17 protein-coding genes are annotated in these 16,249 nt (G+C 33.8%); 9 read left to right on the top strand and 8 right to left on the bottom strand.

Translation table 11 applies throughout. From position 1 onward, the window contains the following. Positions 1–7 precede the first annotated feature (7 nt). Together ACLI50_RS00655 and ACLI50_RS00650 are read right to left on the bottom strand one after the other, a co-directional pair. Entirely contained in the window at positions 8–730 is a 723-nt protein-coding gene (locus tag ACLI50_RS00655) for a LytR/AlgR family response regulator transcription factor (protein ID WP_343638779.1), read from the bottom strand. Continuing rightward, complete coding sequence (locus ACLI50_RS00650) at positions 730–1,806, bottom strand: sensor histidine kinase (protein WP_343638780.1); 1,077 nt, start codon at positions 1,804–1,806, stop codon at positions 730–732. Before ACLI50_RS00650 ends, ACLI50_RS00655 begins: the two co-directional genes overlap by 1 nt. A 188-nt stretch (positions 1,807–1,994) precedes the next feature. Here ACLI50_RS00650 and ACLI50_RS00645 point away from each other — a divergent pair, with 188 nt between their 5' ends. After that, a complete protein-coding gene (locus ACLI50_RS00645) occupies positions 1,995–2,432 on the top strand; it encodes a hypothetical protein (RefSeq protein ID WP_411412924.1) in 438 nt (145 codons plus the stop codon). A gap of 238 nt (positions 2,433–2,670) precedes the next feature. Next, positions 2,671–3,327 carry a glycosyltransferase family 32 protein gene (locus ACLI50_RS00640; RefSeq protein WP_110010374.1) on the top strand — a complete coding sequence of 219 codons (657 nt, stop codon included), beginning with the start codon at positions 2,671–2,673 and terminating at the stop codon, positions 3,325–3,327. Here ACLI50_RS00640 and ACLI50_RS00635 read toward each other — a convergent pair. Further along, positions 3,324–3,659 (bottom strand): DMT family transporter, encoded by a 336-nt coding sequence (locus ACLI50_RS00635; protein ID WP_411412923.1) that lies wholly within the window; start codon positions 3,657–3,659, stop codon positions 3,324–3,326. The genes ACLI50_RS00640 and ACLI50_RS00635 overlap by 4 nt on opposite strands. Before the next feature lie 979 nt (positions 3,660–4,638). On the opposite strand from ACLI50_RS00635, the gene ACLI50_RS00630 reads away from it, so the two are divergent. From ACLI50_RS00630 to ACLI50_RS00605, 6 genes are all read left to right on the top strand, one after another. Beyond that, positions 4,639–5,358 carry an AAA family ATPase gene (locus ACLI50_RS00630; RefSeq protein ID WP_411412922.1) on the top strand — a complete coding sequence of 240 codons (720 nt, stop codon included), beginning with the start codon at positions 4,639–4,641 and terminating at the stop codon, positions 5,356–5,358. Then, complete coding sequence (locus ACLI50_RS00625) at positions 5,355–6,101, top strand: YggS family pyridoxal phosphate-dependent enzyme (RefSeq protein ID WP_411412921.1); 747 nt, start codon at positions 5,355–5,357, stop codon at positions 6,099–6,101. The genes ACLI50_RS00630 and ACLI50_RS00625 overlap by 4 nt, the downstream gene beginning before the upstream one ends. Positions 6,102–6,107: 6 nt before the next feature. After that, positions 6,108–6,548 (top strand): hypothetical protein, encoded by a 441-nt coding sequence (locus tag ACLI50_RS00620; protein ID WP_411412920.1) that lies wholly within the window; start codon positions 6,108–6,110, stop codon positions 6,546–6,548. Positions 6,549–7,265: 717 nt separating this feature from the next. Continuing rightward, a complete protein-coding gene (locus ACLI50_RS00615) occupies positions 7,266–8,642 on the top strand; it encodes a DUF3696 domain-containing protein (RefSeq protein ID WP_411412919.1) in 1,377 nt (458 codons plus the stop codon). Then, positions 8,642–9,496: a hypothetical protein gene (locus tag ACLI50_RS00610; protein WP_411412918.1), complete on the top strand. Its 855-nt coding sequence runs from the start codon at positions 8,642–8,644 to the stop codon at positions 9,494–9,496. Before ACLI50_RS00615 ends, ACLI50_RS00610 begins: the two co-directional genes overlap by 1 nt. Before the next feature lie 95 nt (positions 9,497–9,591). Further along, a complete protein-coding gene (locus ACLI50_RS00605) occupies positions 9,592–9,990 on the top strand; it encodes a helix-turn-helix domain-containing protein (RefSeq protein ID WP_142016916.1) in 399 nt (132 codons plus the stop codon). Positions 9,991–10,239: 249 nt separating this feature from the next. Here ACLI50_RS00605 and gcvP read toward each other — a convergent pair whose 3' ends face one another. After that, positions 10,240–13,098 (bottom strand): aminomethyl-transferring glycine dehydrogenase, encoded by a 2,859-nt coding sequence (gene gcvP / locus ACLI50_RS00600; RefSeq protein WP_411412917.1) that lies wholly within the window; start codon positions 13,096–13,098, stop codon positions 10,240–10,242. A gap of 483 nt (positions 13,099–13,581) precedes the next feature. Here gcvP and ACLI50_RS00595 point away from each other — a divergent pair, with 483 nt between their 5' ends. After that, positions 13,582–13,731, top strand: a complete 150-nt coding sequence (locus ACLI50_RS00595; RefSeq protein WP_171006367.1) for a hypothetical protein — start codon at positions 13,582–13,584, stop codon at positions 13,729–13,731. 6 nt (positions 13,732–13,737) lie between these two features. Here the strand turns inward: ACLI50_RS00595 and ACLI50_RS00590 are convergent, their stop codons facing one another. The 4 genes from ACLI50_RS00590 to ACLI50_RS00575 form a co-directional block, all read right to left on the bottom strand. Continuing rightward, the gene (locus ACLI50_RS00590; RefSeq protein WP_110010381.1) at positions 13,738–14,385 is read right to left on the bottom strand and encodes a J domain-containing protein; all 648 of its coding nucleotides are present in this window, start codon (positions 14,383–14,385) and stop codon (positions 13,738–13,740) included. Positions 14,386–14,774: 389 nt separating this feature from the next. After that, positions 14,775–15,308, bottom strand: a complete 534-nt coding sequence (locus ACLI50_RS00585; RefSeq protein WP_343638797.1) for an alpha/beta hydrolase — start codon at positions 15,306–15,308, stop codon at positions 14,775–14,777. A 254-nt stretch (positions 15,309–15,562) separates the two neighbouring features. Continuing rightward, positions 15,563–15,820 carry a hypothetical protein gene (locus tag ACLI50_RS00580; RefSeq protein ID WP_110010383.1) on the bottom strand — a complete coding sequence of 86 codons (258 nt, stop codon included), beginning with the start codon at positions 15,818–15,820 and terminating at the stop codon, positions 15,563–15,565. Between the two features lie 92 nt (positions 15,821–15,912). Continuing rightward, positions 15,913–16,245: a hypothetical protein gene (locus ACLI50_RS00575; RefSeq protein ID WP_047433535.1), complete on the bottom strand. Its 333-nt coding sequence runs from the start codon at positions 16,243–16,245 to the stop codon at positions 15,913–15,915. Between the last annotated feature and the right edge of the window lie 4 nt (positions 16,246–16,249).

Below are 16,249 nucleotides of genomic sequence, written 5' to 3'. Positions count from 1 at the left end.
TTATATATCAGTCTGAATTGAGAAGACCTCCTGCAAATCTTGTAAAAAACTCGGAGCGGTATACTTCTCCAAGAGGAATTTCGGAGTCTTCAATGTATATATTATGATTGTCGAATGAATCTATAAAATTCATATTCACCACGTAGGATTTGCTTACTCTGATAAAGGTTTCCCCGGAAATCTTCTGATGAATGGTTTTTAAATTCATTGCTGTGATCAGCTTTTGCTGCTTTGTATGAATAACTACATAATCTTTGAGCCCTTCAATAAATTTAATATCTGAAAAACTGATTTTATAGAATCTTCGTTCTGCTTTGATGAATAAAAAGTCTGCCGTATTGGATTCCACGGTATTTTTAACGGTATCTTTAGATAAAAGCTCTGTATAAAGTACCGCTTTATCAATTGCTTTTTCCAGTCTTTGCGGATCAACAGGCTTCAAAAGATAGTCTACGGCTTCCAGTTCATAGCTTTTCAATGCATATTGAGAATAGGCGGTAGTAAAAATAATCAGTGATTTTTTCGGAAGCATTTCTACAAATTCAAGACCTGTTACCATGGGCATTTCTATATCGAGGAAAATAAGATCTACCTCATTATCTTTAAGAAATTCGAGGGCAGACGGCGCATTGGAAAATTCCCCAAGGATATCAATACCGGAAATTTCAGTGATCAGCGATCTCATTTCGGATCTTGCCAGAGGTTCATCATCAATAATAATACAATTCATCACACGGGAATTTTTAAATTTACTATATATTCTTTCTTTCCGGGATCTGTCTTCAGATCAAAAGTATCACTATAAAGAAGTTCCAGTCTTCTTGTGATATTGGCGAGCCCAAGTCCACTGCTCTTTTTGTCCGAAGGAAGATAACCGGTACTTATTGAATTTACACATTTAAAATAAAGCTGCCTGTTATTGATATTGATTTCTATTTTCACATAGGATTCTCTTCCACTGAGATCTACACTATGTTTCACAGCATTTTCTACAAAAGTGGTAAACAGATTCGGAGGAATAAAGGTACTGCTTATTACTCTTTGATCAATATTGACCTGAATGTCAAAAGAAAAATTGTCCCGTCTTATTTTTTCAAGATTTAAAAAGTTAGACAGGAAATCAATCTCTGAAGTCAGCAACGTTTTTTCTTCGCTGTTTTCATACAGCTGATATCTGAGAAACTCGGAAAGTTTTACAATGACTACAGATGCTTTGGCCGGATCTGTTCTGATCAATGCTTTTACATTATTCAGCATGTTGAACAGAAAATGCGGATTGATCTGGTTTCTCAATTCATTCAGCTCCATATTCAGGGTAAGATTGCTCAGTTCATTGATTCTTTTATTATCACTGATCCATTTCTGCAGAAGTTTGATGGTTGTCGTCGTCAGGATGATCGGAATACACATCAGAACGCCCTCATAAATGCCTCCTCTTTCATTATCTTTCGGAATGTATTGTGTTCTGAAATCCTGAAAAAGATGTCTGAAACTGTACCCGATGAAATTAAGTCCCATCACACCCATAAGGACGAGCAGAACAAGATAAGTGACATATTTTGTTTTAAAGAAAAACCGAGGAACCAATACATATATATTAATGTAGACCATTGCGATCAGAATCACATACACAAAGAATAAAACATAGTACTGATATATTCCGGAATACCAGTGCCAGAATCTTGCGCTGTACAGTAAAAAGAAAAAGAAGATCAGGAACAGCAGATGCCTTCGGAATCCATACTTCGCTTCCACCAGAAAATCGATCACAAAGGTTTCTTCAAATTTCCACGGGCTATATTTCATATGGCAGGCTCATTTTATTACAAAAATAGGCAATAACGGAAATTAAAGTTGTTTTATTATACAAAACCGGTATTTTATTATACCAATGATCATCCTTCAGGATTTCGTATAAAATACCAGCCATTTTGTATAAAAACAAATTTGTATCCTTCTTTTCTCTATTCCTTTGTGCTGATAAATGAACACATATGGAATTAACAGCTTTTCAAGAACTCACTCAGGAAATATCAGTAGAATGTTTTTTTATGACCGAATCTCAGCAGGAAGAAAAAGTAATACAGCTTATCGATCTTCACCATTTTGTAGAATGTTTCGATGCAAAAATGAAAATTGTTAGTTACCTGCATCATTCCATTAATATTGTAGTCCATGAAGGGGAGGAAAAAGGAATCCTGTTTTGTGATCTTAAACATTCTGCCGTTCCCGACAGCAATGCATCTGAAGAGTTTAGAAGAAGATTTGGGCTTTCAGAACTCTGGTTTGTTTTTGTAGAGGAAACATTTGTTCCTGATACTGCCTGCTACACGGATGCAATTATTGAAAACAGCCTGGATATATTCTACGACAGAATTTTCACCTTCAATTTTTTCCAATCTATCATTCAACCCTTAAAAAAAGAAAACTGATTTTACAATATCTGAACTTAATATTAAAATTCACAATCTGGAAGATTAAAAAAAAATTAAAATTTTCTTCTTCCGGCTTTTAACCATTTCTTCAAAATACAATCAAAAAACAAAGCCGGCATAAGCTGTTTCAAATTTCAGGGATTCCCTTCTCCTTATGAAAACTCTTATTACTGCATGCACATCACTGACGAAAAAGGATTTAAGAATTTGTATAAGAATTTATTAAAAACAGGACATGGCAGTACCCAAACAAATATTTCAGACTTTTAAAACCAAAAAGCTCCCTTTGATAACACGATATCACATCTGGAATATGAAAAGAAAGAATCCGGAATACAGCTACTTCTTTTATGATGACAGTGATATTGAAAAATTTCTCACAGAAGAATTTCCTCCCAGCTATATTGAAACCTACCATAAACTGACAATTGGTGCTGCAAAAGCTGACTTTTTCAGGTACGCTGTTTTATATAAAAAAGGAGGCATTTATCTGGATATTGACAGCAGTATCGTAAAGCCGTTCCGGGAACTTATCAAAGAAAGTGACGAAGCGGTGATCAGTGCGGAAAGACATGCCAATTTATATGTGCAATGGGGACTTATTTTTAATAAAAACCATCCTTTTCTTAAGAAAACATTAGAACTGATGCTTGATAATATCAATAATCACCGGTATCCGAATGATGTACACGCTACTACTGGTCCTACTGTCTTCAGTAAGGGTATAAAACAGTCTCTGGCAGAAAATCCTTCTATTCCTTTTACTTTATTTGACGGCATTGAGTTCAGAGGTTTTTTAAAGTTCAAATATAAACTGGGGAAGTTCTTTTTATACAAAAAAAGGTCTGAACACTGGAAGCAGCAGCAAATGCAGCAGGATATTATTGTTTAATGGGTTCCCATTTTTGAGAATACATTGATAATAATCACTCCGGTTACAATCAGGACAATACCAATGATAGCCGGCAGATCCGGTATCTGTTTGAATGCTATCACTCCGATCATCGTTATAAATACAATCCCTACGCCGGACCAGATGGCGTAGGTAATTCCTACAGGAATCTGACGAAGGGTAAGGCTTAAAAAATAAAAAGCGCAGGCATATCCGGCAACTGTTACTATAGATGGCCATAGTTTGGAAAATTCCTCAGATTTTTTCAGAAAAGTAGTGGCAATAATTTCAAATATGATTGCCAGAGCAAGAAAAATATAACTGCGTCCCATAAAATTCATTCTTTATACAAAAGTAGTAAAAGCCTCCGGGTAATTCAAAACATGGCATCCAAGCCATCGGTCAGCAGACAATGTTATTTTCAGTTGTGACACAAACTCCTATTTCTCTCTGACATGAAATATGACAGCTGACAAAAATTCCAACATAGAAATCAGTGTTAAAAATAAATTTTATTAACATAAAAATCTGTTTGAAGTGAAAAATTAACGTTCAAAAAATACACTTTAAAACAATATTATGCTAAGCATTATTTATTATTTGTTTTATCAAGTCCAATATAGAAGTCGATAAACAGTTAACACATTCACATAATTTTACAGATAGAATAATAAAAGTATTAATAAATTTCAAATAATACATTAATTTATTGTAAACAAAAATTCACCAATACATGAACCTGAAACACGCTAATACACTGATAAACATCATAGTATTTTACTTTGGCACATGATTTGAAAGTAGTAATATTGCAATTGAAAGATTGATAAAAAAAAGTCAAATAATTAAAAATAATACAAAATGATAACTTATATCGGTATCGCAACAGGTTTAGTCGTAATTACTTCATATTTCATGACAGTAAGAAGAGAAAGAAACTAATCTTAAAACAAAACAAGCCTATAGAAAATCTATACTAATTATATTGTTTTATGTTTTTAGTCTGAGAGATCGGATCACTCTTTTACCCATCGGGTAAAAGGGTACAAAAACATAAGCAGAAAGATCTTAGTTTCATAACAAATTTTAATATCCAATGAATAAAGCCGGTCGCAAGTCTGGCTTTATTTTTTATTGAGTCTTTTTCCCACAAATCTCACAGATTTTCACAAATTGTTGCTAACACCAACATCAGTTCATTTATCATTACAATCCATTTTACGCTGGACCAGCTGTTTATTATTTTTCAGGATTCTTTTTGACGTCCAATAAAGCTTTATCTTTGTTTACTCAATATTTTTAATTGTCATTATGAATCTGTACAACCTTATTATTCAAGATAAAGAACAGGTAAATCTTAACGAAGTATTTCTCAATGCGAACAACAGGGAGCAGCTTGTACAACTTATCAAGGAGCATGCTTATGTTAAGGAACTGCAGGAATACGGCCTGCCGGTTAACCATAAGATTCTGCTTGAAGGAAGTTCCGGATGTGGAAAAACAATGACGGCCAAGGCCATTGCCAATGCTCTGGGAAAAAATATTATTATTTTAAACCTTAGCAATATTGTTTCATCCCGTATCGGGGAAACGTCCCAGAATATTAAAATGATTTTTGATAAAGCCGCCAGAGAAAGATCCGTACTTTTTCTTGACGAACTGGATCAGATCGGAAAAGCGAGAGGCAGCGATGATAAAGATGTGGGTGAAATGAGAAGATTAGTTAATACCCTGATTCAACTGATTGATTATTATCCTGAGAATGCGCTTTTAATCTGTGCCACCAATCATCCTGAGATTATTGACACCGCCCTTTTAAGACGCTTCCAGCTAAAAATTAATTATGAAATGCCTTCCGCTGACGTTCTGGATTCGTACTACAATCAATTATTAGCACAGTTTCCGGAAGATTTGAGAACGATTGAAAGAAAATACTCTGTTTCTTTTGCTGAAGCTAAAGACCATGCTTTAACCGCCGTCAAAGCTGCTTTAATAAAAAAACTGGAGGCTAAAGAAATTATCCCATCATGAAAGAAGATATTCTCCACAACCTCGCTTTGATCAATGAAAGAATAAGAAAGTCTTGTGAGCAATCCGGAAGAAACAATAATGAAGTCAGATTATTACTGGCTACGAAAACTGTTTCTGCAGACCGTATCAAAATTGCTTTGGAAAACGGACAGGAATTGATCGCAGAAAACAAGGTACAGGAATTGAAGGAGAAATATGAAGACCTGAAAGACATTCCCCATGAAAATCATTTTATCGGCCATCTTCAGACCAATAAAATCAAAGATATCCTGAAATACGATGTTACCTGCGTCCAGTCTCTGGATCGTCTGGAACTTGCTGAAAAACTTCATCAAAGACTTTTGGCTGAAAACAGAACAATGGATGTTTTGATTCAGGTGAATACATCCAATGAAGTAAGCAAATTTGGCGTTAATCCTGATCAGGCGATTGAACTTACCCGAAAGGTCTCTCACTACTCTACTTTAAAGATAAAGGGATTGATGACCATCGGTCTGTTCAGTGCCGAGACCGATAAAGTAAGAGCATGCTTTAAAATCCTGAAAAATCTTCAGCAGGACATCATCACCGAAAATATCCCCAACGTAGAAATGAAAGAGCTTTCCATGGGAATGAGCAGCGATCTGGAAACGGCCATTGAAGAAGGCGCCACGATTGTACGGGTGGGGACTGCTGTTTTTGGAGCGAGAATCTACCCGGACACTTATTATTGGGATGAAGGAAAAACAAATAATAAAGACTAAAATTATATGTTCCCCTTTACTTATACTTTTGAGAGAGAAATAAAAGATAGCAAAACGTTTAAAAATGTCACTGATGCAGTATGTCATTCAATCACAGAAAGGGGTTTAACTGATATTGTTCTTGCTGACGGCACCATCATAGGTGAAAACAAAATGTTTAAACTTGATTTTGCCAACAAATCCCCATTAGTTTTCTCACCTGGTAAAGAATACTTCTACTACAACGAAAATACAAGAATTCTTACCTACAAAACAAAAGCATTTTATTCTATCCTATTTTCCCTAATCTATTCCGCTGTACTTTTCCTGATCCTGCATTTTATCCTACATCACCTGACTACTGAGATAATAATAGCTTCTCTCCTTTTCATTGCTGGTACTATTTTTCATTATTGTCATTATATTTTGGTAATAGATAACGTTTCCAAAAATTTAACCGAAAATTAAGCAGTAAAAACCTATCACTTTAGTAATACCGGCTTCGACAGGCTCAGCCTGACAACGCTAAAAATTTCGGTTGGTATTCGGATTGTCACCCTGAGCCTGTCGAAGGGCTATTAATAGGATAACGTTTGTTACTCATTAATCCCAGGTACTAACTAAAAGGACAACTTAATAAACCCATTTCTTAGTCTACAAATCCGGTATACTTTTTGCTATAAACATTTCGTAACCAAACAAATACATTTATGGATAAAAAATTACTATCGGTATGTCTGTTCATGACATTATTATTCTTTTTTTCATGTGAAAAAGAAAACACACAGATGAAAAGTGGAATTTCCATTGAAACCATTTCAATTATAACCTGCGTTACTATGGGCTTTGCTATTTTGCTGGCGTATAGCTTTAAGCGAAGATAAAAAACCGGAATTTAAATACTAGGCACCTCTCAGTTTTTGGGAGGTGATTTTGTTTTAAGAAATAATATTTTTGCGGTTTCCCGTAAGCAATGTAATTTTTTTTTTCGCAAGTTTGTAATAATATTATTTTCTTTCTAACAGATAAAATATTTTTTTATTAATTAGAGATTATTATATTAAAAATAAGGCAACTTTAAAATTAAAAAAATTATTTTATTGAAAGTAAAATAACTTTTAAATTTATACTTTAAGATATTTTATATATTAAAGTTTTATTACAAACTATAAATTAAATTGACATATGAAATTAAATATTCATAATTTCAGAAACTTTGACAATCAGGATTTAGAATTTTCAAGAGTAAATATTCTAATAGGTGAAAATAGTGGTGGAAAAAGTTCACTATTGAAATTTTTACTTTCACTTAAGCAAACGCTTGATTCACCATTAGAAAGTAATTTAAAATTGAGAGGAGATTACACAGACTTAGGAAATTACCAAGAAGTAATTAGAGATAAGATTAAGTCACGAAAATTAAATTTTTCATTTAGTGATTCATCAAAATACATAGAATTTTTTCTGAAATTCACCAACAAACTTGATAAAAACGAATTTGACAATCAAATAATAATCAATTTATTAAACAATATAGAATCTTCAAAAACGTCAATAAAGTTTATTTTAAGTTCTACTTTAAATAATCATAAAAATATTACAACCATTATTGAAAATGATATTTTTGGAAAGATAGAAATACAAAGTAAAAAAATCGATTTATACGATAGTCAACGAGAGCTTTCTTCTACTATTATTGGGAATTTCAAAGATTTCAAATTTGAACTAAAGGATTGTTTAGCACAAAAAGAAGGCTTTTTTACTTTGTTTGAACCAGATATTAAAAAGCAAATTTTAGCCTTAGATATTGAAAATCCTCTGGATATATATTATAAAGTTATATTTTTACTCATTTTCCAAAATTATTGTTTGGAGTATATAGATGGTTTTCGTTTTGTTAATCCAATTGGAAATTCTCCCAAAAGATTATATTTTCAAGAAGATAAAAAATCCAATTATAAACTTATTGATATTGAAAAGCTAATTAATATATTAGGTGATCCAGGTCAAAGTGAAAGAGAATTTAAAAATAAAATTGATTTATTAAATAAATTTATACATAAATCTGGTATCGCAGAACAAGTCGAAATAATAAAAAATAAAGAATTACCAGTTTTAGCGTTAAATGTTAAGACAAAGGGATTTTGGTCTAATATCACAGATGTCGGATATGGTGTTTCATTACAATTACCAATTTTGTTTCAAGCTATATTATCAGAAAAATTCACTCATAAAAACGAAACATTACTAATTGAGCAACCTGAAGTTCATTTACATCCTTCACTACAAGCTAAATTTATTGAGACATTGTTAAGTATAGGAAATAACAATAATTATTTTATTGAAACCCACAGTGAACACATTATAAGAAAGTTACAAGTTTTAATAAAGAATAAAGAATATAATTTGAAGCCTGAAGATATTACAATACACTACTTTAAGCGCACAGAAAAGAAATTTGAAATCACATCACATTCTATTGATATAAAAGGAAAATTATCACCAAGCTTCCCATCAGGGTTCTACGACAATACATATAACTTAGTAAAAGAATTATTATAATGACTATTTTACCATCATTAGATATCATTGAAAAATATGTATCAAATTCTCGTGATAAATCATTTGCAGACATTAATAGTATCTTATTTAATGAGAATTTAAATGTTCTTTTAACAAAATCATATTTAAATTTTTTAGAGGAAAATATTGATGATATTGAGATATTGCAAACATTGGTAGTGGAACTCTCAGATAATAATAGAATTTCTGACAATAACGTTATTGACAATAATAATGACAACATTTTTGAAGATCTTTATAATGATAATTGTGATACAATAGATTGCTTATTCGCAATAACTTTAGATTCACAACCCAATATCATACATTATAGATACAACAAAATAAATAAAGCAAATAAAAACATTGAATTTCTTCTATTTTCACTACTATCATCTAATATTCTTTCCTTGCACTATTATGACTTTAAAGATAATACACAAATACAAAATTTTTTAAAGATAATCTTCAAATTACCAAAAAAAATTGATCGAATTATAATTTTTAATAGATATTCTGAATATAATAATTTTGAATTTCTTAAAGGCAAATCAATTCATTACTATAACTTAATTGGTAGGAAAAGACAACGTATGAGACAACTGGAATATATAGCTATAGAATCTGATTTAAAAAAATACTTAGGAAGAAATCTTATATTAAAAAGTGTAGATGATTCAACAAAAATCCACGAAAGAAAAATATTTTTCAATCATTTTTTTATTACAATTGATCAGGCTTTCAATAATCTACAAATCACAGAACCAAATTGGAAAATTGATGTTGAGATCGACAGAAAAAAATGTTTTTTAGAGTGGTCGAAAAAAATGAAATATTTTTATAAGTTGAATTAAATTAGGAAAATAAGTCCGAACATTAATTCTATTTTTCTACCACATTTTTTTATCTTTACTGATCATAAACCTTCAAATAAGCTTAAAAACCACAAATGGAACAAAAGATACATCAGGGAAGAAACGTAAAAAGATTCAGAGAAATGCTGGGCATCAAACAGGAAGCTTTAGCGCTGGATTTAGGGGATGACTGGAATCAGAAGAAAATTTCCTTATTGGAACAGAAAGAAACCATTGAAGATCCGCTTCTTCAAAAGATTTCTGAGGTTTTAAAAATTCCTGTGGAAGCATTTCAGAATTTTGATGAAGAACAGGCTATCAATATTATTGCAAGCAACTTCCATGATAACGCGACAGGGGTAATTGTCAATAATTACAATCCTATTGATAAAATCATCCAGCTTCACGAAGAAAAAATTGCACTTTATGAAAGAATGCTGAAAGAAAAGGATGATATGATGACCAGGCTTGAAGAACTGATTAAAAGCAAATAAAAATCATTGAGATTGCTTCGCTACGCTCGCAATGACAATGGTCATACAAGGCTCGTAATTTGTCGAAAAAACACATCGTTTAAGCTTCGCTGAGTGGAACGCCTTTGCGAACATTTGAAACAATTAGTAGTCGAAAATCCTCGCGACAATTGCGTTAAAGAGATTGCTTCCCTACGCTCGCAATGACTATAAAAACAAAAATCCCTCTCATTACTGAAAGGGATTTTTTTTATCGTTAAAAAACTGAGATTACATATAAGCTTCAATAGGCTCACAAGTACATACTAAGTTTCTGTCTCCGTATGCTTCATCTACTCTTGATACAGAAGCGAAGAATTTGTGGTCTCTTACCCACTCTAACGGATAAGCTGCCTTTTCTCTGCTGTATGGTTTATCCCAAGAATCAGAGATTACCAATTGTTCTGTGTGAGGAGCATTTTTCAATACGTTGTTGGTAGCATCTGCTTCACCGTTTGCAATTTCATCGATTTCTTTTTTGATAGAGATCAACGCTTCAGCAAAACGATCAATTTCAGCCTTGCTTTCAGATTCTGTAGGCTCAATCATCAAAGTACCTGCAACCGGGAAAGAAACGGTAGGAGCATGGAAACCATAATCCATCAATCTCTTCGCCACATCAGCCACTTCAATTCCTAAAGACTTGAACTGACGGAAATCTACGATACATTCGTGAGCTACTCTTCCGTTTTCGTTTGAATATAAAATCGGGAAATGCTCTGCTAATACTTCTTTCAGATAGTTAGCGTTAAGAATAGCATGGCCTGTAGCCTTTTTAAGACCTTCTGTTCCTAACATCTTGATGTAAGCGTAAGAAATGTTAAGGATCAATCCTGAGCCGTAAGGTGCTGCAGAAATACCGTCAATTGCTTCTTTAGAACCAATTCTGATATTTGCGTTGGAAGGAAGGAAAGGTACTAAGTGTTTAGCAACACAGATCGGACCTACCCCAGGACCTCCTCCTCCGTGAGGAATTGCGAAAGTTTTATGAAGGTTAAGGTGGCAAACGTCTGCTCCGATGTTTCCAGGACTTGTAAATCCTACCTGAGCGTTCATGTTTGCACCATCCATATATACTTGTCCTCCGTGCTCATGGATAAGGTTGGTAATTTCTTTAATGTTGGCATCAAAGAATCCGTAAGTAGAAGGATAAGTGATCATTACAGCTGATAAGTTGGCTGAATGAAGTTCTGTTTTAGCTTTAAGATCTTCGAAGTCGATTTCCCCGTTTTCAAGGTTTTTCACGACTACGATTTTCATTCCTGCCATAGCAGCAGAAGCCGGGTTGGTACCGTGTGCAGACTGAGGGATCAATACTACATTTCTGTGGTGGTCTCCTCTTGAAATATGGTATTCTCTGATCACCATTAATCCTGCGTATTCTCCCTGAGCTCCGGAGTTTGGCTGAAGAGAAGTTCCTGCAAAACCTGTAATTTCTGCTAAATCTTTCTCCAGTTCACGGATCATTTCCTGATATCCTTCAGCCTGGTTTACAGGTACGAATGGATGAACTGCTCCCCAGTTTTCCCATGAAAGCGGTAACATCTGAGTAGCTGCGTTCAGTTTCATGGTACAAGATCCTAAAGAAATCATTGAGTGGGTCAATGATAGGTCTTTTCTCTCAAGACGCTTGATGTAACGCATCAATTCTGTTTCCGTGTGGTATTTGTTGAATACTGATTCTGTAAGAATTTCGTCTTTTCTTAAGTTTTCTTCCGGAATACTGTATCCTTCTTTGATTTCTAATTTGAAAGTCTGCTTGTCTTTAAACTGAGCAAAAGAAGCCATCAGATAGTTTAATTTCTCTAATGTTGTACTTTCGTTGATCGCAATGCTTACTACACCTTCTGTGAAATAGTTAAGGTTAAGTCTGTGATCAAGCATTAGTCTTACCAATCTTGCTTTCTCATCTTCAGCCATAGTGATTTTCACAGTATCGAAGATTGGCTCTTCTACTACCTGATATCCTAATGCTTTAAGACCTCCTTTTAAAGCATTGGCTTTAAAGTGGATCTGATCAGCGATATAGTTTAATCCTTTCGGACCGTGATATACAGCATACATACCGGCCATTACTGCCAAAAGAACCTGAGCTGTACAGATGTTTGAAGTAGCTTTCTCTCTTTTGATGTGCTGCTCTCTGGTCTGTAATGCCATTCTTAATGCACGTTTTCCGTACATATCCTGAGAAACCCCAATGATTCTTCCCGGAATATCTCTTTTATAATCTTCTCTACAAGCGAAGAAAGCTGCGTGAGGACCTCCGTACCCTAATGGAATACCAAATCTCTGCGTAGTTCCTACGGCACAGTCAGCACCCATTTCTGCAGGAGACTTTAGCTTAACCAAAGCCATCGGGTCACAAGCCACAGCTACCTGAAGATCAAGTTTTTTATATTCTACAATATCTTCTGTATAGTCTAAAACGATTCCGTTTTTACCAGGATATTGTAATAAAACACCATAATAAGAACCATCAAACTGGTATGTTTTATGATCTCCTACTACAATCTCAATTTCTAACCCTTCAGCTTTTGTTTTTAATACAGAAATGGTTTGTGGAAGAACAAGGTCAGAAATGAAGAACTTGTTAGCTCCGGCTTTTTTCTGGTCTTTAGATCTGTTGTTGAAGAACATATGCATTGCTTCAGCAGCAGCAGTAGATTCATCCAATAAAGATGCATTTGCCAATGCAAAACCTGTAAGATCGCATACTACAGTCTGGAAATTAAGAAGAGCTTCAAGTCTTCCCTGTGCAATTTCTGCCTGATATGGAGTATACGCAGTATACCAGCTAGGGTTTTCAAAAATATTTCTCTGGATTGCTGAAGGCAAAAGGGTATTGTGGTATCCGAATCCGATATAACTTGTATAATCAGTATTTTTAGATGCCAATTCTTTTGAGTGGTTCAACATTTCGTATTCAGAAAGTGGTTCCGAGATCTCAAGATCTTTCTCTAAACGGATAGAAGAAGGGATGGTCTGAGAAATTAACTCTTCAATACTAGAAACGCCAAGTTTCTCCAACATCGCCTGTTTATCGGCTTCATTAAGGGAAATGTGACGGCTCACAAACTGTTCTGTATTCATTTTTATTTATTAGATTTTGTTTGTAAAAAGATGGGTAAAATTACAATTTTTTGAATGATTTCACAAGAGTACCAGAGAGGTGATAATTCACACATCTATTTGTGATTTTTATCACAATTTGCATTTCGTAAATTATGATAAGGTTAGCATTAATTTCATCAATAATAACCATTATTCTATACATAATACACAAGGAAAACTATCAATTTCTATATAATTAAGTTCTTTGCGTATTATTAAATTAGTGTATATCATCAATAAATTTCACCCTTATTATTGAATCTATTAAACGAATTTTTTTAAAAATATAATGTGTTCAACATCTATTTTTATTCTTATACTGAAAGCTTCTGTCATTCAAATTTACTTCCATTAAAACTCTTTTAAATTAATTTGAAACTGCTATTCATCAGGTTGTAAGAATTTTATGAAATTTTATTAATTTTATTAATTATATTTATTCTAAATTAATATATTTGCAACATGAATATGATTATCCCATTTAAAGTTCCGCCATTGGCACCTTACTCATTCAATACCGAAGAGATGTTCTGTGAAAAGAAATCATGCTGTAAAAAATTCAAGAAGGGAAAAAGATGTAAAAAATGCCCGGGAAGAAAGAAAATGGCATAAACGCAATTAGCTGAAGTTTTTTATCAGCATATAGATCGCAATTGCCAGAATAATAATTCCCCAGATCAGCATCATTATCTTAGGCTGACCTGACTTGTTTATTCTTGTTGCAGGCTGCGGCTTAAACATTTCTTCCACCGAACTTTTGAACTTTTCAGAATCGTTTTCAAAAACTTCTGTGATGGTAATTCCCTGAACAACCGTTTTGTGCAAAAGAGAATTGGTTGCATGCAGCAGAAGCTGGAATTTTCCATCTTTAAATTCTGTGATCTTAAAGATCCTCTCTCCATACGGCTTTTCTAATCCGAAAGGCAATACTTTCACCACATCGGCATTACTCGTCTGCCAGTTGATGATAATCTCCTCTCCTTTTTTCGCATGAATTTTATTCGCTGTAAAAGTTTTGATGGCTGGCGGAATATTATACCTGAAACTTCGCTGATGGTTTTCTAAATTCTGATCATAAGTACGTCTCAGCGCGCGATCACTTAAGGTTTCATAAGCCTCCTGAATCTCACGGAAACGGTCCGCAAAAAAGTCATCATTGTCATTTTTATCGGGATGATATTTTAAGGACAGTTTACGATAGGCTTTTTTGACGTCTTCTTCTGAAGCATCCTGTGATATACCGAGAAAATAATAGTAATCTTTCATTGAGCAATACAAAAATAAGGATTTATTTTTCTTTGCGTTTGATGTTTACGGTAAAATTTTGTTGGAAGTATAGATCAAAAAGTCATTGCGAACTGCATGTGAAGCAATCTCAACATAGCTTATAATCCGTTGGTTGGAAAAACGCAAGGGCGCAAAGTTTTTTATAGCTGTCTGCATATTTTTAAGGCGCAAAGATTTTATCTCCGATAAAACTGTACTTCTCAACAAATACATGAATTGAATGAGTTCAACAGCCCCTTTGTCATTCCGAGCAAAGCAAGGAATTTCTACTTCATATTAAAGGTGTTTCCCGCAGATCTCGCAAATTACGCAGATCATTTCGTAGTAAATTCAATCATAAGAACTGAACAGTAATAGACCGACCGTAATTACTTACGGGAAATCCAATCCTTAGTGGGAGCAATCCACTCATTAAGTGCTTTGAAAAGAAAGCCATGATTCAATCCCGTATTAAGCTCTATTTCTTTAAAGTCTTTTAGGTGGGATCTGACGAACCGCTGTTCATACGACATCGGCACATGTCCGTCATCTGATCTCTCCGTAATAGAAAGAATCCTTCCATACAATCTGAAATTTTTATCTTTTTCCAAAGAATCATCTTTAAAACTGGCTCCGATGAAGACAAACTTCAATTGCGGATTCTTTTCATAATAAGACACATATTGTGCAATATATCCTCCCTGCGAAGTTCCCACAACGGTAATCCTTCCGGCAGGAATTCCCTTTTTCATCAGGCTGTCAATCTGCTTTTTTACTTTTTCAGCATACGCTGACGGATCTGTGTCCGCTTTTCTTTTCTCAGAAATGACAATCGTATTTTTATCCTTTAGCTTATTGAGTATTGTCTCATATTCTGCAACACCATATTTCGGATGCTTTTCCTCAAAAGAATGATCTTCCAAAAATTTATTATGTAAAAAGAAAATATATTGTTTTTGTTGTGACTTTTGGCCAAACAATATGATCGAAAAAAATGAAAGTATGACAATAAAAACATTTGTAAACCTCATCATAACCGGAAATAGCTTTTAATTAGAAAGAAACAAATATAGTGTTAAAAAGCCTTTACTGGGACTATTTTATGTAAAAATTCCGGCTCGGGAAGCGAAGCTTCCCGAGCCGGAATGTAACAATTTCAATTTAGTTTTTACTTTTCTTATGCTTCGCAGGTATTATCCTTTTTGCAGCATTTTGAACGGAATTCTTTTTTGAATTTCCCTTTCAGTTCCTGATAGTCTTCCTCATTCATTTCTCTGATCTTATCTGCCAGTCCGAAAGGTGACTTTTCTTTGATTCCATACTCATCAAAAATACCTTTGATAAATCTTCTTCTTTGTATTGCTTTTTTAGCGATTAAGGCTACACCTGCAACAGCTAATGCTCCAAGAGCCCCTTTTAATGCTGAATTTTTCATTTTTTCAAAATTTTAAATTTTACTACTTCTTGTTTTTTATAGAGACGAATGAATGCTGATTTTTACTTTACTACTTCTTTAAAAATTTCAGATTATTCGTTATTTCTGTTGAAGAATCCACCGGAGCATTTATTTCTCCAGACTTCTTTAAATTTCTCTCTTTCTTCAGGAGATAAGCCTGCCATTTTTTCTCTCATCTTTCTTTCCTTGAAATCTCTCACCCCTTTGCCAAAGTGGAAACCTCCGAAAAGAATTTTGCTTAAGATCAGTATTCCCATGGCCTGCCAGAAAGTAATTGTTTTTGCTCCTAAAATCTCCGGAAGAAGGCAGTTCCAAAGCATCATGACAATCCATGTAACGGCAGCTAAAATTAATGGCGGACATAGCAATAAAAAAATCCAACCCTTTTTGTGTTTATGATTCATAATT

The organism is Chryseobacterium cupriresistens, from assembly GCF_046614675.1.
GTDB lineage: Bacteria > Bacteroidota > Bacteroidia > Flavobacteriales > Weeksellaceae > Chryseobacterium > Chryseobacterium cupriresistens.
This window is presented reverse-complemented; position numbering and strand designations above follow the sequence as displayed.

What these genes read in the sequence shown, in the direction of transcription:
- ACLI50_RS00605 (WP_142016916.1), top strand. Translation starts at nt 9,592, where the DNA reads ATGGAACAAAAGATACATCAGGGAAGAAACGTAAAAAGATTCAGAGAA.
- ACLI50_RS00645 (WP_411412924.1), top strand. Translation starts at nt 1,995, where the DNA reads ATGGAATTAACAGCTTTTCAAGAACTCACTCAGGAAATATCAGTAGAA.
- ACLI50_RS00625 (WP_411412921.1), top strand. Translation starts at nt 5,355, where the DNA reads ATGAAAGAAGATATTCTCCACAACCTCGCTTTGATCAATGAAAGAATA.
- ACLI50_RS00595 (WP_171006367.1), top strand. Translation starts at nt 13,582, where the DNA reads ATGAATATGATTATCCCATTTAAAGTTCCGCCATTGGCACCTTACTCA.
- ACLI50_RS00640 (WP_110010374.1), top strand. Translation starts at nt 2,671, where the DNA reads ATGGCAGTACCCAAACAAATATTTCAGACTTTTAAAACCAAAAAGCTC.
- ACLI50_RS00590 (WP_110010381.1), bottom strand. Translation starts at nt 14,385, where the DNA reads ATGAAAGATTACTATTATTTTCTCGGTATATCACAGGATGCTTCAGAA.
- ACLI50_RS00615 (WP_411412919.1), top strand. Translation starts at nt 7,266, where the DNA reads ATGAAATTAAATATTCATAATTTCAGAAACTTTGACAATCAGGATTTA.
- ACLI50_RS00635 (WP_411412923.1), bottom strand. Translation starts at nt 3,659, where the DNA reads ATGGGACGCAGTTATATTTTTCTTGCTCTGGCAATCATATTTGAAATT.
- gcvP (WP_411412917.1), bottom strand. Translation starts at nt 13,098, where the DNA reads ATGAATACAGAACAGTTTGTGAGCCGTCACATTTCCCTTAATGAAGCC.
- ACLI50_RS00580 (WP_110010383.1), bottom strand. Translation starts at nt 15,820, where the DNA reads ATGAAAAATTCAGCATTAAAAGGGGCTCTTGGAGCATTAGCTGTTGCA.
- ACLI50_RS00610 (WP_411412918.1), top strand. Translation starts at nt 8,642, where the DNA reads ATGACTATTTTACCATCATTAGATATCATTGAAAAATATGTATCAAAT.
- ACLI50_RS00620 (WP_411412920.1), top strand. Translation starts at nt 6,108, where the DNA reads ATGTTCCCCTTTACTTATACTTTTGAGAGAGAAATAAAAGATAGCAAA.
- ACLI50_RS00655 (WP_343638779.1), bottom strand. Translation starts at nt 730, where the DNA reads ATGAATTGTATTATTATTGATGATGAACCTCTGGCAAGATCCGAAATG.
- ACLI50_RS00575 (WP_047433535.1), bottom strand. Translation starts at nt 16,245, where the DNA reads ATGAATCATAAACACAAAAAGGGTTGGATTTTTTTATTGCTATGTCCG.
- ACLI50_RS00650 (WP_343638780.1), bottom strand. Translation starts at nt 1,806, where the DNA reads ATGAAATATAGCCCGTGGAAATTTGAAGAAACCTTTGTGATCGATTTT.
- ACLI50_RS00630 (WP_411412922.1), top strand. Translation starts at nt 4,639, where the DNA reads ATGAATCTGTACAACCTTATTATTCAAGATAAAGAACAGGTAAATCTT.